At 70.5% G+C, this 18738-nt stretch carries 18 protein-coding genes; 12 read left to right on the top strand and 6 right to left on the bottom strand.

Annotated elements, in window-relative coordinates; genetic code table 11:
* The first annotated feature begins 1 nt into the window (after position 1).
* Positions 2 to 2323, top strand: a complete 2322-nt coding sequence (kdpB, locus tag HNP84_RS25960) for a potassium-transporting ATPase subunit KdpB (RefSeq protein ID WP_185052511.1) — start codon at positions 2 to 4, stop codon at positions 2321 to 2323.
* On the top strand, positions 2324 to 3172 hold the full coding sequence (locus HNP84_RS25955; protein ID WP_185052510.1) for a potassium-transporting ATPase subunit C: 849 nt from the start codon (positions 2324 to 2326) through the stop codon (positions 3170 to 3172). It begins immediately after the preceding gene.
* On the opposite strand, the gene HNP84_RS25950 is transcribed toward HNP84_RS25955, so the two are convergent.
* The 3 genes from HNP84_RS25950 to HNP84_RS25940 form a co-directional block, all read right to left on the bottom strand.
* On the bottom strand, positions 3132 to 5783 hold the full coding sequence (locus tag HNP84_RS25950; RefSeq protein WP_185052509.1) for a sensor histidine kinase: 2652 nt from the start codon (positions 5781 to 5783) through the stop codon (positions 3132 to 3134). The two genes, HNP84_RS25955 and HNP84_RS25950, sit on opposite strands and share 41 nt — an antisense overlap.
* A 208-nt stretch (positions 5784 to 5991) precedes the next feature.
* Positions 5992 to 6579 carry a multicopper oxidase domain-containing protein gene (locus HNP84_RS53450; RefSeq protein ID WP_221336746.1) on the bottom strand — a complete coding sequence of 196 codons (588 nt, stop codon included), beginning with the start codon at positions 6577 to 6579 and terminating at the stop codon, positions 5992 to 5994.
* Positions 6580 to 7010: 431 nt separating this feature from the next.
* Positions 7011 to 7925 carry a zinc-binding dehydrogenase gene (locus tag HNP84_RS25940; RefSeq protein WP_221336745.1) on the bottom strand — a complete coding sequence of 305 codons (915 nt, stop codon included), beginning with the start codon at positions 7923 to 7925 and terminating at the stop codon, positions 7011 to 7013.
* Positions 7926 to 8197: 272 nt separating this feature from the next.
* On the opposite strand from HNP84_RS25940, the gene HNP84_RS25935 reads away from it, so the two are divergent.
* From HNP84_RS25935 to HNP84_RS25915, 5 genes are all read left to right on the top strand, one after another.
* Positions 8198 to 8785, top strand: a complete 588-nt coding sequence (locus HNP84_RS25935; RefSeq protein WP_185052507.1) for a helix-turn-helix domain-containing protein — start codon at positions 8198 to 8200, stop codon at positions 8783 to 8785.
* Positions 8786 to 8849: 64 nt separating this feature from the next.
* Complete coding sequence (locus HNP84_RS25930) at positions 8850 to 9056, top strand: hypothetical protein (protein WP_185052506.1); 207 nt, start codon at positions 8850 to 8852, stop codon at positions 9054 to 9056.
* Positions 9057 to 9440: 384 nt separating this feature from the next.
* The gene (locus tag HNP84_RS25925) at positions 9441 to 10163 is read left to right on the top strand and encodes a TetR/AcrR family transcriptional regulator (protein ID WP_185052505.1); all 723 of its coding nucleotides are present in this window, start codon (positions 9441 to 9443) and stop codon (positions 10161 to 10163) included.
* Positions 10160 to 11086, top strand: coding sequence for an ABC transporter ATP-binding protein (locus tag HNP84_RS25920; protein ID WP_185052504.1), 927 nt, complete (start codon positions 10160 to 10162; stop codon positions 11084 to 11086). Before HNP84_RS25925 ends, HNP84_RS25920 begins: the two co-directional genes overlap by 4 nt.
* A complete protein-coding gene (locus tag HNP84_RS25915; RefSeq protein ID WP_185052503.1) occupies positions 11083 to 12732 on the top strand; it encodes an ABC transporter permease in 1650 nt (549 codons plus the stop codon). The genes HNP84_RS25920 and HNP84_RS25915 overlap by 4 nt, the downstream gene beginning before the upstream one ends.
* Before the next feature lie 117 nt (positions 12733 to 12849).
* Here HNP84_RS25915 and HNP84_RS25910 read toward each other — a convergent pair whose 3' ends face one another.
* A complete protein-coding gene (locus tag HNP84_RS25910; protein WP_185052502.1) occupies positions 12850 to 13302 on the bottom strand; it encodes a MarR family winged helix-turn-helix transcriptional regulator in 453 nt (150 codons plus the stop codon).
* A gap of 91 nt (positions 13303 to 13393) precedes the next feature.
* Here HNP84_RS25910 and HNP84_RS25905 point away from each other — a divergent pair, with 91 nt between their 5' ends.
* Both HNP84_RS25905 and HNP84_RS25900 read left to right on the top strand, forming a co-directional pair.
* Positions 13394 to 14425, top strand: coding sequence for an NADP-dependent oxidoreductase (locus tag HNP84_RS25905; protein ID WP_185052501.1), 1032 nt, complete (start codon positions 13394 to 13396; stop codon positions 14423 to 14425).
* On the top strand, positions 14422 to 15276 hold the full coding sequence (locus HNP84_RS25900; protein ID WP_185052500.1) for an NAD(P)H-binding protein: 855 nt from the start codon (positions 14422 to 14424) through the stop codon (positions 15274 to 15276). Before HNP84_RS25905 ends, HNP84_RS25900 begins: the two co-directional genes overlap by 4 nt.
* 67 nt (positions 15277 to 15343) lie before the next feature.
* On the opposite strand, the gene HNP84_RS25895 is transcribed toward HNP84_RS25900, so the two are convergent.
* A complete protein-coding gene (locus tag HNP84_RS25895; RefSeq protein ID WP_185052499.1) occupies positions 15344 to 15595 on the bottom strand; it encodes an Atu4866 domain-containing protein in 252 nt (83 codons plus the stop codon).
* Positions 15596 to 15735: 140 nt separating this feature from the next.
* Between HNP84_RS25895 and HNP84_RS25890 the strand changes: the two genes are divergently transcribed.
* Positions 15736 to 16578, top strand: coding sequence for a helix-turn-helix transcriptional regulator (locus HNP84_RS25890; protein ID WP_185052498.1), 843 nt, complete (start codon positions 15736 to 15738; stop codon positions 16576 to 16578).
* A 52-nt stretch (positions 16579 to 16630) separates the two neighbouring features.
* Here HNP84_RS25890 and HNP84_RS25885 read toward each other — a convergent pair whose 3' ends face one another.
* Positions 16631 to 17584: a LacI family DNA-binding transcriptional regulator gene (locus tag HNP84_RS25885; RefSeq protein ID WP_185052497.1), complete on the bottom strand. Its 954-nt coding sequence runs from the start codon at positions 17582 to 17584 to the stop codon at positions 16631 to 16633.
* Positions 17585 to 17706: 122 nt separating this feature from the next.
* Between HNP84_RS25885 and HNP84_RS25880 the strand changes: the two genes are divergently transcribed.
* On the top strand, positions 17707 to 18516 hold the full coding sequence (locus HNP84_RS25880; RefSeq protein WP_185052496.1) for an MFS transporter: 810 nt from the start codon (positions 17707 to 17709) through the stop codon (positions 18514 to 18516).
* Positions 18495 to 18722, top strand: coding sequence for a hypothetical protein (locus HNP84_RS25875; RefSeq protein WP_185052495.1), 228 nt, complete (start codon positions 18495 to 18497; stop codon positions 18720 to 18722). Before HNP84_RS25880 ends, HNP84_RS25875 begins: the two co-directional genes overlap by 22 nt.
* The last annotated feature ends 16 nt before the right edge of the window (positions 18723 to 18738 follow it).

The raw sequence follows: 18738 nt of genomic DNA, 5'->3' as shown, positions 1-18738 counted from the left end.
CATGTCCACCCCTACGCTCCACACCCCCCGCCGTACCCCCGCGCCGCACGACAAGGTCGGCGGTGGACTGCTGGACCCGCGCCAGATGATCCGCTCGCTCCCGGACGCGCTGCGCAAGCTGAACCCCGTCACACTGTGGCGCAACCCGGTCATGCTGATCGTGGAGGCCGGAGCGGTGTTCACCACCGTCCTCGCGATCGCCGCCCCGTCGTTCTTCGCCTGGGCGATCGTGGTGTGGCTGTGGCTGACCGTGATCTTCGCCAACCTCGCCGAGGCCGTGGCCGAGGGCCGCGGCAAGGCCCAGGCCGCCACACTGCGCGCCGCCAAGCGCGACACCACCGCACGCCGCCTGCTCAGCCCTGACGACCCCGCCCACTGGGAGGAGGTCGGCGCGACCGAGCTGCGCCAGGGCGATGTGGTGGTGGTCGAGGCCGGCCAGATCATCCCCGGTGACGGCGACGTCATCGAGGGCATCGCCAGTGTGGACGAGTCCGCCATCACCGGCGAGTCCGCCCCCGTGATCCGCGAGTCCGGCGGCGACCGGTCCGCGGTCACGGGAGGCACCAAGGTGCTGTCCGACCGGATCGTCGTACGGATCACGCAAAAGCCCGGGGAGAGCTTCATCGACCGGATGATCTCCCTCGTGGAGGGCGCGAACCGGCAGAAGACCCCCAACGAGATCGCGCTGAACATCCTGCTCGCCGCGCTCACGATCATCTTCCTGGCCGCGACCGCGACGATGCAGCCCATGGCGATCTACGCCAAGGCCACCAACCCCGGCATCCCCGACAGCCTCGCGCTGACCGGCGACGGCGTCACCGGCGTCGTCCTGGTCTCGCTGCTGGTGTGCCTGATCCCCACCACCATCGGCGCGCTGCTGTCGGCGATCGGCATCGCCGGCATGGACCGGCTGGTGCAGCGCAACGTGCTGGCCATGTCGGGCCGCGCGGTCGAGGCCGCGGGCGATGTGAACACGCTGCTGCTGGACAAGACCGGCACCATCACCCTGGGCAACCGCCAGGCCGCCGAGTTCCTGCCGGTCCCCGGGGTGCCGGCGATGGAGCTGGCCCGCGCCGCCCAGTTGTCCAGCCTGGCCGACGAGACCCCCGAGGGCCGCTCCATCGTGGTGTACGCCAAGCAGGGCTACGGCCTGCGCGAACGCGAGCCCGGCGAGCTCGCCCACGCCACCTGGGTGCCCTTCACCGCCCAGACGCGAATGAGCGGCGTGGACATAGCGCCGGACCCGGGCGCGGTGGGTACCGCGCCGGACTCGGGCGCGGTGGGTACGGCGCCGGACGCGGGCGCGGTGGGTACGGCGCCGGACCCGGGCGCGGTGGGTACCGCGCCGGACGCGGGCGCAATGGGTACCGCGCCGGACTCGGGCGCGGTGGGTATCGCGCCGGACTCGGGCGTGTCCGGACTCGGCGGGCGCCAGGTCCGCAAGGGCGCGGCCACGGCGGTGATGAAGTGGGTGCGCGACCACGGCGGCCACCCCACCGCCGACGTCGGCCACCTGGTGGACGGCATCTCCGCGTCCGGCGGCACCCCCCTGGTGGTGGGCGAGGTCAACGGCGGCGAGGCGCGCGTCCTCGGCGTGATCCACCTCAAGGACGTGGTCAAGGAGGGCATGCGCGAGCGTTTCGACGAGATGCGCCGCATGGGCATCCGCACCGTCATGATCACCGGCGACAACCCGCTCACCGCCAAGGCCATCGCCGAAGAGGCCGGCGTGGACGACTTCCTGGCCGAGGCCACCCCCGAGGACAAACTCGCCCTGATCAAGAAGGAGCAGGAGGGCGGGCGCCTGGTCGCGATGACCGGCGACGGCACCAACGACGCCCCCGCCCTGGCCCAGGCCGACGTGGGCGTGGCCATGAACACCGGCACCTCGGCCGCGAAGGAGGCCGGGAACATGGTCGACCTGGACTCCAACCCGACCAAGCTCATCGAGATCGTGGAGATCGGCAAGCAGCTCCTCATCACCCGGGGCGCGCTGACCACCTTCTCCATCGCCAACGACATCGCCAAGTACTTCGCGATCATCCCGGCGATGTTCGCCGCGGTCTACCCGGGCCTGGACGCGCTGAACATCATGCGCCTGTCCAGCCCTCAGTCCGCGATCCTGGCGGCGGTGATCTTCAACGCCGTCATCATCGTGGCGCTGATCCCGCTGGCGCTGCGCGGGGTGCGCTACCGGCCCTCCAGCGCGGCCAAGCTGCTGTCCCGCAACCTGTACCTGTACGGCCTGGGCGGCGTCATCGCGCCGTTCATCGGCATCAAGCTCATCGACCTGGTCATCCAGTTCCTTCCGGGGATGTCATAAATGGACCGTCTGCCCAGTTGGCTCCGCCGGCACCTGGCCGCGCTGCGCGCGCTGCTCGTGCTCACCGTGATCACCGGCGTCATCTATCCGCTGGTCGCCACCGGCGTCGCCCAGGCCCTCTTCAACGACAAGGCCAACGGCTCCCTGGTGGAGAAGGACGGCAAGACCGTGGGCAGCGCCCTGATCGGCCAGTCCTTCACCGACGCCGACGGCGACCCGGCCGGCGGATACTTCCAGAGCCGTCCGTCGGCGGCCGGCGACGGCTACGATCCGACCTCCACCTCGGCCAGTAACCTCGGGCCGGAGGACGTCGTGGACACCCTCGCCGGCGCCGGCCAGGAGGGCAGGCAGTCGCTGCTCACCCAGGTGTGCGCCCGCTCCAAGGCGGTTGGCGAGCGGGAGGGCGTCTCGGGCGCCCGCCCGTACTGCACTCCCGACGGGGTGGGCGCGGTGCTGAAGGTGTTCCCCGCCGTGGGCACGCCCACCCGCGCGGTCAGCGTCAACCAGGCATGCCCGGCCACCCCGTTCATCGCCACCTGGCAGGGCGTGCGGGTGGAGTGCGGCAGGCCCGGCGAGGACTACTCCGCCGGGCGCACCGTGCCCGTCCGCGGCACCGCCACCGCCGTGGTGCCGCCGGACGCGGTCACCGCCTCCGGCTCCGGCCTCGACCCGCACATCTCCGTGGCTTACGCCGAGCTCCAGGCCCCCCGCGTAGCCCGGGAGCGCGGCCTGCCGCTGGAGCGGGTGCGTACGCTGATCCAGGAGAACACGACCGGCCGCGCGCTGGGGTTCATGGGCGAGCCCGCGGTCAACGTGCTGGAACTGAACCTGGCCCTGGATCGCAATTGATCGAACGGAACGGGCCGCTCGCGTGACGGCCTGGGGCGTACCGGTCGCCGTCGCGGTCTCCGCCATCGTGGACCCGGCCGCGCGGCGCACGCGCGATGGGGAGGGTGAGGATCATCGTCAGTCCCCCGCCCGGCGTCTCCTCGGGGATCAGGGTGCCGCCCATGGCCTCGGCAAGCCCCCGGGAGAGCGCGAGGCCCAGGCCGACGCCGGTGTGGTTGTCCCGGTCGCCCAGGCGCTGGAAGGGCAGGAAGACCCGCTCGTGCGCCTCCGCCGGGATGCCGGGGCCGCGGTCGATCACCCGGACCTCCACGTACTCCCCGTGCCGGCTCGCGGTGATCAGGATCTTCTGGTCGCCGGGGCTGTGGCGCACGGCGTTGGAGATCAGGTTGACCAGTACCCGCTCCAGGAGCGCGGGATCGGCGACCACTTCGGGGATCTCCGGGGAGATGTCGCCCTCGACAGGCACACCCGGTGACCCGAGGTCGTCGATCGCGCGGGGGACGATCTCTTCCAGGGCGACCGGTTGCAGGGTCAGCCCCAGCACCCCGGCCTGCAGGCGGCTCATGTCCAGCAGGTTGGCCACCAGCCGGTCCAGGCGGGTCAGCGACTCCTCCGCGGTGGCCAGCAGTTCGGCCCGGTCATGGGCGGACCACTCCACATCGGTGGCCCGCAGGCTGTCCACCGCGGCCTTGGCCGAGGCCAGCGGCGTACGCAGATCATGGCTGACCGCCGCCAGCAACGCCGTGCGCATCTTGTCCGCCTCGGCCAGCGGCCTGGCCCGCTCGGCCTCCGCACGCAGCCGCTCCTGCCGCAACGCCACCGCCGCCTCCGCCGCGAACGCCTCCAGCACCCGCCGATCCGACGCGTCGGGCAGCCTGCCCATGGCGGTCAGGGTCAGGTTCTCGTCGATGGACACGTCGATGTCGGCGTCGGCCGGCGAGGTGCACGGAGCACCCCCGGAGGCGGCGACGACCCGCCACTCGTCCGGGTCGCCCCGGCTGTCCGGCCGGCGGCCCGACTCCGGCCGGTGCTCCAGCAACGTGACCGAGGTCAGGCCGAACGTCTCACGCATGCGGGCGAGCAGCGAGGGCAGCGCCGCCTCGCCGCGAAGCACGTGCCCGGCGAGCGCCGAGAGCAGTTCGGCGTCGGCGGTGGCGCGGGCGGCCTCGCGGGTGCGCCGGGCCGCGAGATCGACGATCGCGCTGACCGTGACGGCGACCAGGACGAACACCACCAGCGCCAGGAAGTTCTCCGGGTCGGCGATGGTGAACTGGTGGGTCGGCGGAGTGAAGTAGTAGTTCAGCAGCAGCGATCCGCCCACCGCCGCGATGATCGCGGGCCAGATGCCGCCGATCAGCGAGACGCCCACCACGAGCAGCAGGAACAGCAGGATCTCGCTGGGCAGCGCCAGCACGTCCCGGAAGGGGATCATCGCGGCGGTGAACGCCGGCATCCCGGCGACGGCGGCCGCCCAGCCGATCCTGCGCCGGGTACGGGGGAGCGCGGCGCGCGCGGCCGGTCGCCGGCCTTTGCGGACCTCCTCGTGCGTGATCATGTGCACGTCGATGGAACCGGATCGCGCGATGGTCTCCACGCCCACGCCGCGGGAGAGGATCTGCGCGAACCGGCCGCGGCGGGAGGCGCCGAGCACGAGCTGGGTGGCGTTGACGCCGCGGGCGAAATCGAGCAGGGCGGCGGGGATGTCGTCGCCGACGACCTGGTGATAGGTGCCGCCGAGGCTTTCCACCAGCGTGCGCTGGCGGCTCAGGCCGGCCGCGTCGGCGCCGGCGAGCCCGTCCGCCCGCGTGACATGTACGGCGAGCAGGTCGGCGCCCTTGGCGCGCGCGGCGATGCGGGCGGCCCGGCGGATGAGCGTGTCTCCCTCGGGGCCGCCGGTCAGCGCCACCACGACCCGCTCGCGGGTCTCCCACGTGGCGGCGATGCCGTGGTCGGCGCGGTAGCGGTCGAGCTGCTCGTCCACCGTGCCCGCGACCCACAGCAGCGCCAGCTCCCGCAGCGCCGTCAGGTTGCCCACCCGGAAGTAGTTGGCGAGGGCGGCGTCCACCTTCTCCGGCGCGTACACGTTGCCGTGCGCCAGCCGCCTGCGTAACGCCTGGGGCGACATGTCCACCAGCTCGACCTGGTCGGCGCGGCGCACGACCTCGTCGGGCACGGTCTCGCGCTGCGGCACGCCGGTGATCTGCTCCACCACGTCGTTGACCGACTCCAGGTGCTGGACGTTCACCGTGGAGATCACGTCGATGCCGGCGGCCAGGACCTCCTCGATGTCCTGCCACCGCTTGGCGTTGCGCGAGCCGGGCACGTTGGTGTGGGCCAGCTCGTCGATCAGCGCGATCTTCGGGGCGCGGGCGATCACGGCGTCCACGTCCAGCTCGGTGAAGGACGCGCCCCGGTGGGTGAGGGTCTTGCGGGGCACCACCTCCAGCCCGTCGAGCAGTTCCGCGGTATGGACCCGGCCGTGGGTCTCGACCAGGCCCACCACCACGTCCTGACCGCGCTCCAGCGCCCTGCGTCCTTCACCCAGCATCGCGAACGTCTTGCCCACGCCAGGAGCGGCTCCAAGATAGATCCGCAAGCGCCCACGCGGCATACCGATCACTACTCCCCGCCGAGTCCATCGGCCACCATGAGGGGAACCACTGCGCCGGCCGGTGGCCCTGTTCCAGGAAAGTGGTCTGCTTCCAGGAGAACCGGGAAGCAACCCGGCCGGCCCTTTATTGACGCGTTTCCTACGGCTACCGGCAGAATCTTGACGCAATCTTGACGCGGCGTACGCGTCTTCCCCGAGGGGTCGCCGATCAGTGCCCTGTGTGGGTGGGGATGGTGAGGCTCACCTGGCTCTCGGTACCGGGTGCGACGATCACGAATTGCCCCATCATCCCGGAGTCCTCGTGCCGGAGGATGTGGCAGTGGTACATGTACGGTGAGGCAGGGTCGATGAAGTCGCCGAACTGGACCGCGAGCCGCACGACGCTCTTGGCGGGCACGTACACGGTGTCCTTGTAGCCGGCGGCGTAGGCGGGCGGAGGGGAGCCGTCCATCTCCAGCACCTGGAAGGCGACCTCGTGAATGTGGAAGTTGTGGGAGTAGACGTTGTTCTCGATCTCCCAGATCTCGACGGCGCCGGCGGGCACGACCTCGTCGATGCGCGCCATGTCCATCTCCTTGCCGTTGATGGCGTCGTGGCCGCTGAGCCTGAAGCGCCGTACCCTGGCGCCGGCGGGCGCGGTGATGGGGGTCAGAGGGGCCAGGCGGGCGGGGACGTCAGGAGCCGGCTTGAGGTCCTTGGCTGCGATGAGCTTCAGCAGGTCGAAGTCGCCCTCGCCGATGTCCACGCCGTTGCCGGCGGTGCGCAGGACCACTTGCTCGCCCGGTGCGAAGGTCACGATGAACTCCGCGCGCTCGCCGGGGGTGAGTGAGAACTCCTCGACCTCGACCGGGGCGCCGAGCAGGCCGCCGTCGTTGGCGATGACGTGGGCCCCAGGTGGACGTCTGCTTGCCGGCCAGGATTCGCGTCCGGCCCGCCTGCATGGACAGCTCGAAGCGTCGTACGCCGTCCTTGTCCGGCTCGGGGTGAAGAAGCGGGGGCACCCGCAGCGGATTGGCGAAGTCGAGTGCGGCCGCCGGAGACGAGGACCTGGCCTCGGGACCGGAGCCACAGGCCGCCGCCAGGCCGGACAGGGCGGCGACCGTGAGGAACTCACGTCGATGCACGATGGAGTCCTGACGATACGTCCATGACGCCGTTTCCGCCTCGGTGATGCGGGCGTGCGGCGCCATGGGAGATGCTGGGCTGATATTGATCAGCAAGCGGTCGTCACGTGAGGTCGAAGACCGCCTTCCCCCTCACGCGCCGGCCGCGCAGCGCGGCGGCCGCCTCGGCGAAGCGTTCCCAGGAGCCGCGCCAGCCGATCTCGGGCGCCAGAGTGCCGTCGGCCGTGAGCCGCACCAACTCGGCCAGGTCCTCGGCGGCCCCGAACTCGTTGACGTACGAGGTGAGCGTCTTGGGCGGCCCGACGGTGGCGTACGGCGGGAAGACGGCCGGCTCGCCCGAGGTCCATCCGACGGACTGAAGGCTCCCGCCGGGGGCGAGCAACTCCCAGGCCCTGACCAGATGAGGCCCGCCGACCGTCTCCACGACGATGTCCACGGACTCCTTGACGTCGTCCAGCCCCACGACCACCTCATCGGCGCCCAGACCGGCCAGGCCGTCACCCCGCCCGGGGGAGCCGACCGAGGCGATGACGTGCGCCCCCGCGTGGGCGGCGATCCGTACCGCGTACCGTCCCACGCCGCCCGAGGCGCCGGTCACCAGGACGCGCTTGCCGGGCGCGATGCCGGCTCCGCGCAGCGAGCGAAGCGCGGCCAGGCCCGCCGTCGGCAGGGCGGCCGCCTCGGCCAGGCCGACCCCTTCCGGGACCTCGGCCACCGACGACACATCGACCGCCACTCGCTCGGCGAACGCGCCGTCCGCGAAGAGCACGACACGGCTGCCGGCGGCGGGGCCGGAACCGTCCGCCGCCCCCTGCAGGACGATCCCGGCGGCGTCGAGCCCCAGGGGCGCCCCTGCCGGGATGCGTCCGGAGTTCGCGTTGTTGAGGTCGGCGTAGTTGAGTGAGGCGTGCATCACCTCAACGAGCACCTGCCCAGGCCCGGCGACCGGGTCGGCGATCTCTCCGAAGGCGATGCTCTCGGGGGCGGACGGGTCGGCGATGAGGGCGCGCGCGGACATCGACATCTCCTGTGCGTGGAAGGCGGGACGACAAGTAAGACCCTAGCAGATAGTTCCGTAACATATGATCTGCTTATCTACTATTTGGCTTCCGGGTCCGGGAGCATGCCTGATGTGCTGCCGACATCTCGCCCACCCGTCCTGCGGGTGCCGGCGGCCGGTACCGGCGGACGCGCGCGGGGACACCGCCCCGGAACACCACCAAGGTCCTCCAGCCCGACAAAATTGCAAATTTCTTTGTGAAAGCCGCAAACGTGCGGCACGGTGAACGCATGAGCGAAGAGTTCGATGCCGTCCTGGCCGCCGTCGGACCCCGGCTGCGCGAGTTGCGCCGCCGCAGCGGAGCGACCCTCGCCGCCCTGTCGGAGACCACGGGCATCGCGATCAGCACCCTGTCGCGGCTGGAGTCCGGGCATCGCAAGCCGGGCCTGGAACTGCTGCTACCGCTGGCCAGGGCCTACCAGGTGCCGCTGGACGAGCTCGTCGGCGCCCCGCCCACCGGCGATCCCCGCTTGTACCCACGCCCGTTCCGCCACAACGGCATCACCGTCATCCCGCTGACCCGCAGGCCCGGCGGGCTGCAGGTGTACAAGCAGATCCTCCCGGCCGGCCTGACCGACCACCTCGAACCGGATCCGCGCTCCCACGAGGGCTACCACTGGCTGTACGTCCTCAACGGACGGCTGCGCCTCGTACTCGGCGATCAGGACCTCGTCCTCTCCAGCGGCGAGGTCGCCGAATTCGACACCCACCTCCCGCACTGGTTCGGCAACGCCGATGAGCGCCCGGTGGAGTTCCTCAGCATCCTCGGCCCTCAGGGCGAACGCTTCCACATCAAAGCCCGTTACCGGCCCACCTGACTCCCTAGCGGCGCCCCTTGAACCACGATGCCGTTCTAGCCTGGTTGGTAAGGGGGTGGTCTGTATGGAAGTCCACCGCGGCATGGCCAAGGCGATCACGGTCGGGGCGGTGGTGGGGGTCCTTACCGGGCTTCCATCCGCAGCCTGGACGCTCGCTCAGACGTCGGCTGATGCACCGAGAACGACCAGCGAGCACGACCGCATGATGGGCGTCTGCCACGCCATCATGGACACCCGCGAGCACACGACCGGATACGGTCCGGCCGAGTAGGCCAACGGGGAGCCACGCTCGGGGCGGCGGCGCGCTGATGGTCGGCGAGTCGCGGGGCGCGACGCATCTGGTGGATCAGCGGTTCGTCCAGCACCCCGGCCTCCGGCGCCCGCCGGGCCGTGTAGCCGCCCTGCGCCAGCACGTCCCGCTCCTGGACGTCCGCCCGGCGAGGAAGCCCGCGCTCCGCGCCCTCCGGTCCTGAGGGCCCGCCGCTCGATGACCTCGCCAGTACGTGCGGCCTGGCTTGGCAGGCGGCGCAGACGGGCGACGAGGTGCGACCTCATCGACGCCATCACCCTCCGGCCTGAATCCTTGACAGGATACTGAACGCGATTTAGCCTGAATCCAGTTCAGCTTACTTATCTCAGTTCAGGAATCAGGACGATGGCAGAGGCCGGCCCCAGACGAAGACGCGCGCTCGACGATCGCGACCGGACCGCGCGAGCGCGGATCCGGGACGCCGCGATCGAGCGCTTCGCCGCCCACGGCGTGGCGGCGACCAACCTGAAGGACATCGCCGCAGACGCCGGAGTGTCGACACCGCTGGTCATCCACCATTTCGGCTCCAAGGAGGGACTTCGCGCCGCGTGCGACGAGTACGTCGCATCGGTGATCAAGGAACAGAAGAGCACGTCGATGGCGGCGACGACCGGCAAGAGCCTCGATCCCTTCCAAGCGGTTCGGGAGGCCTACGAAGGCACACCGATCATGAGATACCTCGCGAAGACGATCGTGGACGGTTCTGCCCACGTGGACGAACTGGTCGACGAGATGATCGAGAATTCGCTGCTCTACATGGACGAAGGGGTCAAGAGTGGACTTCTCACGCCCACCGAGAATCCGCGTGAGCGGGCCGTCGTCCTGTTCCTGTGGCAGATGGGCGCGCTCGTCCTGCACGAGCAGGTCGAGCGGCTGCTCGGCATCGATCTGATCGACGACACCGCCGGTTCCGCGATCAAGTGGGCGCGGATCAACGCCGACATCCTCGCCAAGGGAGTCATCAACGAGCAGCTCTACGAAAAGTGGCGGGACGCCATGGTGGCCGCCGAACAGCAATCGGACAACCCCCCGAAACAGGCAAAGGCGCGAGACCAGGAAACGACATGACCACTGCCATCGCCACCTCCGGGCTCGTCAAGACCTTCGGGTCCACGCGAGCACTCGACGGGCTCGACCTCACGGTGAACACAGGAGAGATTCACGGCTTCCTGGGCCCCAACGGCGCCGGGAAGTCCACGACCATCCGGATTCTGCTGGGCATCCTGCGGCCGGATGCGGGCTCGGTCACCATGCTGGGCGGCGATCCGTGGGCCGACGCGGTGGCGCTGCATGCCCGCCTGGCGTACGTGCCCGGCGACGTGGAGCTGTGGCCCAACCTCACCGGCGGCGAGGCCATCGACCTGCTCGGCAGGCTGCGCGGCGGCCTGAACAAGCGGCGGCGCGATGAGCTGATCGAACGCTTCGACCTGGACCCGTCGAAGAAGGGGCGCACGTACTCCAAGGGCAACCGGCAGAAGGTCGCCATCGTGGCCGCGCTCGCGTCCGACGTCGAACTGCTGCTGCTGGACGAGCCGACGGCCGGTCTCGACCCCTTGATGGAGGTCGTGTTCCAGGACGTCATCGGCGAGGTGAAGGCGGCGGGCCGCACGGTGCTGCTGTCCAGCCACATCCTCGCCCAGGTCGAGAAGCTCGCCGACACCATCAGCATCATCCGGCTGGGCAAGATCGTGCAGTCCGGAACACTGGCCGAGATGCGGCACCTCACCCGTACGACCATCGAAGCGGACACCGCCACTCCGGTGACCGGCCTGGAGCGGCTGCCCGGCGTGCACGAGGCGAGGGTCGGCGACGGCCGCGTGCGGTTCGCGGTGGACGGGGAGCACCTCGACGGCGCGATCAAGCACCTGAGCGGCTTCGGCATCCGTGCGCTGACCAGTCATCCGCCCACGCTCGAAGAGCTCATGCTCCGGCACTACGGCGACGAACTGGCCGCAGAGACCAACGGAAACCGCCACGGAGCACTGAGATGACCGCGACCGCCGCACCGGCCTTCCGGCGCACGACCGCACGGCCAGGGGGGAGTGCCCTGGCCGGAACGGGAACCCTGCTGCGGTTCGACCTTCGGCGCGACCGGATTCGCATCCCGGTATGGCTGGCGGCCCTGACGCTGGGGACGATCATGCCGGCGACCGCCTACCCGGCGCTGTACGCGACCGCCGCCGAGCGGCAGGCGGCGGGCGCCACGATGAACACCCCCGCCGGCCTCGCCTTCACCGGGCCGGTTCACTACCTGAGTGACTACACCTACGGCTCGATGGTGAGTCACCAGCTGCTCGGCTTCATGGTGATCATGGTCGGGATCATGAGCGTCCTCATGGTCGTCCGGCACACCCGCGCCGAAGAGGAGACGAGACGGTCCGAGCTGGTCCGGGCCGCCGTCGTGGGCCGGCACGCCCAGCTCGCCGCGGCGCTGATCCTGACGGCCGCGGCGAACATCGCCCTCGCGCTCCTGCTCACGCTGAGCCTGGGTTCGCTCGGGATCGACGGAGTCACCTGGGCCGGGTCGCTGCTGTACGGAGCGGCGCACGCGGCGACCGGCATCACGTTCGCCGGGGTCGCCGCGGTGACCGTCCAGATCACCGAGCATTCCCGGGGCGCCTCCGGCATGGGGCTCGCCGTCGTGGGGGCGGCCTACCTCGTCCGGGCGGCCGGAGACTCGGCCGACAGCGGACTGTCGTGGGCCTCGCCGATCGGCTGGGCACAGCAGACCTTCGCCTATCTGGACGACCGTTGGTGGCCGCTGCTGCTGAACCTGGCCGCGGCCGTGGTGCTGGCCGGGATCGGGTTCGCCCTCAGCCTGCGCCGCGACGTGGGGGCCGGACTGCGCGCGGCGCGGCGCGGAAGGCCGGTGGCCTCGCGCGCGCTGACCACGCCGATCGGGTTCGCCCTCCGGCTGCACCGGGGCATGCTGATCGGGTTCGCCGCCGGCATGATGGTGCTCGGGATGTCGTACGGGCCGTTCCTCGGCGACGTCGAGGAGATGTTCCGGGACGTCGAGTTGTTCAGCGAAGCGGCTCAGATGGGTGGGGCCACGTTCGTGGACTCGTTCATCACCATGATCATGACCGTGCTCGCGATCGTCGCGGCGATCTACGTGGTGATCGCGACGCTGCGGCCACGGGCGGAGGAGAACGCCGGCCGCGCCGAGCCCGTACTGGCGACCCGGCTGTCGCGGGCCGGCTGGCTCGCGAGTCACCTGACGGTGGCGCTGGCGGGCGGCTCGGTGATGATCCTGCTCGCCGGCCTGATGCTCGCCGCGACCGGGGCGCCCACCGTGAATGAGAGCGGCCTGTTCGGGGAGATCATGGCGGCGTCCGCGGTCTACATCCCGGCGCTGTGGGTGACGGCCGGCCTCGCGGCCGCCCTGGTGGGATGGTTCCCGCGCGCGGGCGCACTGGCCTGGCTGGTCGTGGTGTACGCCGGCGTGGTCGGCTACTTCGGGACGATCCTGCAGTTCCCCGAGTGGATGAACAATCTGTCGCCGTTCGGCCACATCCCGCGGCTGCCGGTCGAGGACTTCACCTGGACCCCGCTGCTGATCCTGACCGCGATCGCGGCCGGACTCGTCGCCGTCGGACTGTACGGGTTCCGCCGACGCGACCTGGAGACCAAGTAGAACCCCGGACCCGAGGCGGGACGCCGACAGCCGTCCGAGCCGTCCCGCCTCGGCGTACGGTGACGACCGGCTCGCCCAGGGCGTGGCCGAGTCGCCGGGCGGTGCCTTGATCGCGCCTCAAGTGGCTTGACTGTTCGGTTCTCGTGTTCCGTTGAGGGCCTTGCGGAGCAGGGCGGCAAGCTGGTCCTGTTCGCGGGGGCTCAGATTGGCGATGGCGGACCGGGCGAACTCGAAGGACTCCTCGAAGGCGGCGTAGAGGAGGGTTCCGCTGGGGGTCCGGACGATCTGCCGGGAGCGGCGGTCGTCGGGGTGGGGGCGACGGCGGACGAGATCGCGAGCTTCGAGCCTGCGGATGATCTGGGTGATGTTGGAGGCGTCGCAGCCGAGTTCGTCGGCCAGTTCTCGCATCCCGATCTGCCGGGTCAGCCGCCCGAGCACGCAGGCCTGCGCCACGGTCAGCCCGTGCTTCAGGGCGGCGGTCTCGTATGCGCGGTCGTAGGCGTCAACGAAGTCGAACATCGCCCGTTCGGCATCGGTCGAGGCGCTGACGAGCCCGGTCGGTACGGCCATGGGGCCATTCTACCCAGAACTTGATGCACTCAAGTATGTGTGCCAGGATAGATGCTTGAGTGCATCAAGTATCTGGGGAAGGGGTGTTCCGATGACGGTCACCAGCAAAGGATGGGCCCGGGAGTGGCACCTGACACGACGGCCGCAGGCGCGCGCGTCAGCCGATGACTTCGCGCTGGTCGAAGCTCGGATTCCCGAGCTGCGGCCCGGTCAGGTCCTGGTTCGTAACACCCACCTGTCGGTGGACCCGTACATGCGTGGCCGGATGGACGACCGCCCCTCCTACATCCCTCCGTTCCCGCTGAACGCGCCGCTGGAGGGAGGAGCGGTCGGCGTGGTCGTCGAGTCCCGGGCCGACGGCGTCAAGCCGGGCCAGGTGGTCGAGCATTTCCTGGGGCTGCGCGAGGCCACCGTGATCGACGCTGCCGGGGTCGTCCCGATCGACACCGACGATCTGCCCGCCGAAATCCATCTCGGTGTGCTCGGCGCGACGGGCCTGACCGCATGGCTGGGCATCACCCAGGTGGCGTCGGTGCGACCCGGCGACACGGTGTTCGTCACGGGAGCGGCCGGGGCGGTCGGGAGCATCGCCGGTCAGATCGCCAGGCTGCGGGGCGCCAAGCGGGTGATCGGCAGCGCGGGGTCCACCGCCAAGGTGCGGCACCTGGTGGACGACCTCGGTTTCGATGCCGCCTTCGACTATCACGACGGCGCGATCGGTGAGCACCTCGCTCAGGCCGCGCCCGACGGCATCGACGTGGTGTTCGACAACGTCGGCGGCGTCCAGCTGGAGGCCGCGATCGACCACCTCCGGATCGGCGCCCGGCTTGCCCTGTGCGGGATGGCCAGCCAGTACGACGGCCGGGAACCACACGGCCTGCGGAACCTGTACCAGTTGGTCACCAAGCGGGCGACCGCGCGCGGCTTCCTGGTCACCGACCACCAGGACCAGATGCCCGCCTTCCGCGCCGAGGTGGGGCCCTGGGTACGCTCCGGCGAGATCCGTCACCGCCAGACGGTGCTGGACGGCATCGAGCGGGTGCCCGAAGCACTGCTGGGCCTGCTGAACAGCGCAGCGCCCACGGTCGGCAAGGTCGTCGTCCGGCTCCGGGAGCAGGCATGACCCGGACGGTGCTGGTGACCGGGGCCCGAGGCAAGACAGGACGCGAGGTGACCGCCCGGCTAGGCCGCTCCGGGATCCTCGTCCGCGCCGGGTCGTCGCAGCACGCCGCGACGCCGGCCACCGGGATCGATCCCGTCCGGTTCGACTGGCACGACCGGGCGACCTGGCGCGAAGCGGCAGCAGGCGTGGACGCGATCTACCTGATGCGTCCCGACCTTCCCGCCGCCCCCGAACTCGTCGCCGGTCTGATCGAGATGCATCCGGACGCGCATGTCGTCCTGCTGTCCGAGCAGGGAGCCGGAACGCTCGCACCGGACCACTGGGCGCGCCGGGTCGAGGACGCGGTCGTCACTCGGGCCGCTTCCTGGACACTGCTCCGTCCGTCCTGGTTCCACCAGGTCCTGACCGACCCTAGGTTCTACCGCGACGCCATACGGGACGACCACGTCCTGAGCCTGCCCTCGGGCGGCGCCCCGATCGCGTGGGTGGACGCGCGCGACATCGCCGAGGTCGCCGTGGCCGCCCTCATCGCGCCGGAAGGGCATCGCGACCAGGCGTACACGATCACCGGTCCGGAGCCGGTCACGGTCGCGTCCGTCGCGCAGGAGCTCTCCGCGCGCCTCGGCCACCGCATCCGCGCCGAGGACCCCGCCCCGCAGGAGACCCTCCATGGGCTCGACCCCTGGACAGCGGACATTCTCGACGACCTCTACCGTCGCGTCCGGCACGGCGGCTTCGGCGAACTCTCGGCGGCCGTGAAGCAGATCACCGGACGTGAGCCCACGTCGATACACGAGTTCATCGACGCCCACCTCGACCAGTGGAGGACAAGCCCGATGCCGGCCCCATAGCCGCGTGCCTGCCGGGCTGGTGATCCTCAGGGCGCCCGTAGGGCTCGCGCTGAGCCGCACGGCTTGTCTACTCCCGGTAGAGCACGAGGTGTTCGTGATAAAGCACGCCGTCGCGGATGTCGCCCGTCGCGGTGAACCCGGTGTCGTCTACATAGTCGATGTGGCTGCCGGTCACCGTGTAACGGCCGGTGTACGCGCTGCGCCGGTTGCCGCGGGCCTCGTCGTACCGGCCGTCCGGGCGCAACTCCTGGCGGATGTGACCGTCGGCGGTCACCCACATGCCCACCACATCGACAGCGTCCTCAGTGGTCTTCGCCATGCCGGACTCCTTCTAGGGGTACGTGCGGATCTGTCCTGCACCACCGAGTCTGCGCGGTTCGGTGACCGTCAACCAGGACGCGTGCTGCCTGGGTGAGATACACCCAGGCAGGATGCCGCTCCCACGGATAGCCTGCATGCATGCCTGACAACCAGCTGGGAGAGTTCCTTCGCGCGCGCCGGGCGGGGCTGCTCCCGCAGGACGTCGGTATGGCCGCCTACGGTACGCGCAGAGTCACCGGGCTGCGGCGTGAGGAGGTCGCCGTCCTGGCGGGTGTCAACGCCGACTACTACACCCGCCTCGAACAGGGGCGTGAACGCCACCCGTCACCGCAGGTCCTGGACGCGCTCAGCCGCGCCCTGCGACTCGACACCGACGCCCGCGCACACCTGTACCGGCTGGCCGGGACATCGCCGAGTGACCGGTTCACCCACACCACCGACCGGGTCAGCCCCGCCCTGCGCCAGCTGATGGACGGCTACCCGGGCGCCCCGGCCTTCGTCATCAACCTGACCTTGGACATCCTGGCGGTCAACACCCTCGCCGCCGCCCTGTACTCACCCTTCGAGCAGGCGGACAACCTGGCCCGCATGACCTTCCTCGACCCGGCAGGCCGGCAGTTCTACACCCAGTGGAGCTGGACGGCACAAGCCGTCGTGGCCAACCTGCGCCAGGCGGCCGGCCTCGATCCCGGCAGCCCGCGGCTGCGCGAACTCGTCCGTACGCTCACCGAGCACAGCGCGGACTTCGCCCGCCTGTGGAACACCCACACCGTCCGCGGCAAGACCCAGGACGCCAAGCACCTCCTCCACCCGGATGTCGGCCCCCTGACCCTCACGTACCAGGCCTTCGACGTACGGCACAGCCCCGGCCAGCAGCTCGTGATCTACCAGGCCGAACCCGGCAGCCCCAGCGCCCAGGCTCTCAACCTGCTCGGCTCCATCCACGCCACCTGGAACCAGACCGAACCTCGTCCCAGCTAGTGGCCGTCCGGTGCGTGCGCAAGCCCTTGCACACGCCGCTGCAACAGGGGCTTTATGTAGATTCGCCCTGAATGAGCCAGAACTCGCCTGTTTCGGCGAAGTCGGCGTCGGTGGGCTCGGGGTGCTGGAGGAGAACCCGGGCCAGGCGATCCCCGGCATCGGACAGGCCGAAGCCGATGGTGGTGAGCCGGGGACTGGTCTGGGTGGCCACCGGTGTGTCGTCAACGCCCACCACTCCCAGCTCCTGCGGCACCGTGCGGCCGATGACCCGCGCGGCCGCCAGCGCCGCCGCGGCGGTGTCGTCGTTGTAGCAGGCCAGGCCCGTACCGGCGGGCAGCGAGGCGACGGCGTCCAGGTCGGCGTCCGCGCGGAGCGCCACGGTGATCACCTGGGGCTCGTCCATGCCGGCGGCCCGGCACGCCTCGCGCACACCCTGCTCGCGGGCGCGCAGCAGCACGTCGTCGCGGGCTTCGATGAGGCGGGCATAGGCGATGCGCCGGTATCCGCGCTGCATCAGGTGCTCGGCCTGCATCCGTCCCACGGTCCAACTGTGCCCGCCGGGCTGGGAGATCGCGTGGGCGATGTCGAGGACGCGTACGCCGGCCGAACGCAGGACGGCTCGCTTGGCCTCGCTCAGCTCGGACAGTGCGATGACCGCTCGGGGCCGGGTGGTGGTGATGACCGCCGCGAAGGACTGCGGGGAGGCGGTGGCCGAGCACATGAGCAAGGACAGGCCGTGTTCGGCCAGCGCGTCGGTCAGGCGGTCGGCCATCTGGCTGAACTGGCCGTTCGGCGAGATCGGCAGTACGAGCAGCACCAGGTCGCTCTGCCCGCGCGCGAGCGCGCGACCGGCCGAATGCGGGCGATAGCCCAGTTCGGCCACCGCCCGTTCGACGGCCTCTCGGGTGGCCCGGCTGAAGCGGTCGCCGTGCCCGTTGAGGATGTAGCTCACCGTCGAGCGGGACACACCCGCGCGCTGGGCGACGTCTTCGCTGCTGACCCTCATCGGCACTCCCGTTCACATTCGGAGCTGTTCGCCCCGGATAGATGCTAGACGGGACGGCAGGCCAGAGCCTACGCTCTCCATTCACGCGCGTGAATCACGCGCGTGAACTGATGGGAGAACTCATGCCCGCCCAGGATCCAAAGGTCGCCCCCCACGAAAGCGACGCCCCCACGTTGCCGCCACCTGCTGCCGAACCGGCGATAGGACGCTGGCTGTGGGTGATCTACCCGCTCGCCATGGTCGCGATGAATGCCGTGTGGGGAGGTGTGATGCAGGTGCTGCTCGGCAAGCAGATCGCCGCGATCGTGCCGGAGCAGGCCGCCTCCGCCGCGGCGCTCGGGATGGCCCTGAGCGTCTCCGCCGTCTCAAGCGTGGCCTCACAGCCGATCGCAGGGCTGTTGTCGGATCGCACCCGCACCCGTTTCCTCGGCCGCCGCAACGTGTGGATCTTCGGCGCGGGCATCGTCGGTGCGCTGGGGCTGGTCGCCATGTCCCAGCTCACCTCGACGGCCGCGATCGCCATCGCGTGGGCGGCGATGATGTGGCCGCTCAACGCCACGCAGGCCAGCCTGACGGCGGTGCTCCCCGAGCGTGTGCCGCAGCGGCTGCGCGGAAGCATGTCCGGCGTGCTGGGGGCGGCCGGCATGATCGGGGCGTACGCCGGTGTCGCCCTGGCCGGGCTGTCGCAGGACCTCTTCATGGGCTACCTGCTGGTCGCAGGGCTCTTCCTGCTGCTGACCCAGATCTTCGCCCTGACCACCAAGGACCGCCCGGCGCCGGAACCGGACGCCCGGTCAACACGGAAGAACAAGGCCGTCGGCGCGATCTCCGGTCTGCGCGGCGCGCCGGACTACTGGTGGGCCTTCGCCGGGTGGCCACGGCCGTCTCCGGAGCGGCGTTCGGCGTCTACATGGCGGTCGACCAGGCACTGATCACGCGGGTCCTGCCGAACGTCGACAACGCCGGCCGGGACCTGGGAATCATGAACATCGCCAACGCCGGCCCGCAGATCATCGCCCCGAGTGTCGCCGGCGCCATAGTCGGCGTCACGGGCGACTACCGGCTGGTCTTCGTGATGCTGATCGCCTGCACCGCATTGGGCGCCCTGTCGGTGCGCCTCATCAAAGGCGTCCGCTGACGCCCCCCTGCGAGGA

Origin of the sequence: Thermocatellispora tengchongensis, assembly GCF_014202315.1 — a bacterium.
GTDB lineage: Bacteria > Actinomycetota > Actinomycetes > Streptosporangiales > Streptosporangiaceae > Thermocatellispora > Thermocatellispora tengchongensis.
This window is presented reverse-complemented; position numbering and strand designations above follow the sequence as displayed.

Coding starts and splice junctions, on each gene's coding strand:
- HNP84_RS25895 (WP_185052499.1), bottom strand. CDS start 15,595: ATGGCGAAGACCACTGAGGACGCTGTCGATGTGGTGGGCATGTGGGTG.
- HNP84_RS25940 (WP_221336745.1), bottom strand. CDS start 7,925: ATGTCCGCGCGCGCCCTCATCGCCGACCCGTCCGCCCCCGAGAGCATC.
- HNP84_RS25875 (WP_185052495.1), top strand. CDS start 18,495: ATGGCGGTCGACCAGGCACTGATCACGCGGGTCCTGCCGAACGTCGAC.
- HNP84_RS25925 (WP_185052505.1), top strand. CDS start 9,441: ATGGCAGAGGCCGGCCCCAGACGAAGACGCGCGCTCGACGATCGCGAC.
- HNP84_RS25910 (WP_185052502.1), bottom strand. CDS start 13,302: ATGGCCGTACCGACCGGGCTCGTCAGCGCCTCGACCGATGCCGAACGG.
- HNP84_RS25900 (WP_185052500.1), top strand. CDS start 14,422: ATGACCCGGACGGTGCTGGTGACCGGGGCCCGAGGCAAGACAGGACGC.
- HNP84_RS25930 (WP_185052506.1), top strand. CDS start 8,850: ATGGAAGTCCACCGCGGCATGGCCAAGGCGATCACGGTCGGGGCGGTG.
- HNP84_RS25905 (WP_185052501.1), top strand. CDS start 13,394: ATGACGGTCACCAGCAAAGGATGGGCCCGGGAGTGGCACCTGACACGA.
- HNP84_RS25920 (WP_185052504.1), top strand. CDS start 10,160: ATGACCACTGCCATCGCCACCTCCGGGCTCGTCAAGACCTTCGGGTCC.
- HNP84_RS25950 (WP_185052509.1), bottom strand. CDS start 5,783: ATGCCGCGTGGGCGCTTGCGGATCTATCTTGGAGCCGCTCCTGGCGTG.
- HNP84_RS25955 (WP_185052510.1), top strand. CDS start 2,324: ATGGACCGTCTGCCCAGTTGGCTCCGCCGGCACCTGGCCGCGCTGCGC.
- kdpB (WP_185052511.1), top strand. CDS start 2: ATGTCCACCCCTACGCTCCACACCCCCCGCCGTACCCCCGCGCCGCAC.
- HNP84_RS25915 (WP_185052503.1), top strand. CDS start 11,083: ATGACCGCGACCGCCGCACCGGCCTTCCGGCGCACGACCGCACGGCCA.
- HNP84_RS25880 (WP_185052496.1), top strand. CDS start 17,707: ATGCCCGCCCAGGATCCAAAGGTCGCCCCCCACGAAAGCGACGCCCCC.
- HNP84_RS25890 (WP_185052498.1), top strand. CDS start 15,736: ATGCCTGACAACCAGCTGGGAGAGTTCCTTCGCGCGCGCCGGGCGGGG.
- HNP84_RS25935 (WP_185052507.1), top strand. CDS start 8,198: ATGAGCGAAGAGTTCGATGCCGTCCTGGCCGCCGTCGGACCCCGGCTG.
- HNP84_RS25885 (WP_185052497.1), bottom strand. CDS start 17,584: ATGAGGGTCAGCAGCGAAGACGTCGCCCAGCGCGCGGGTGTGTCCCGC.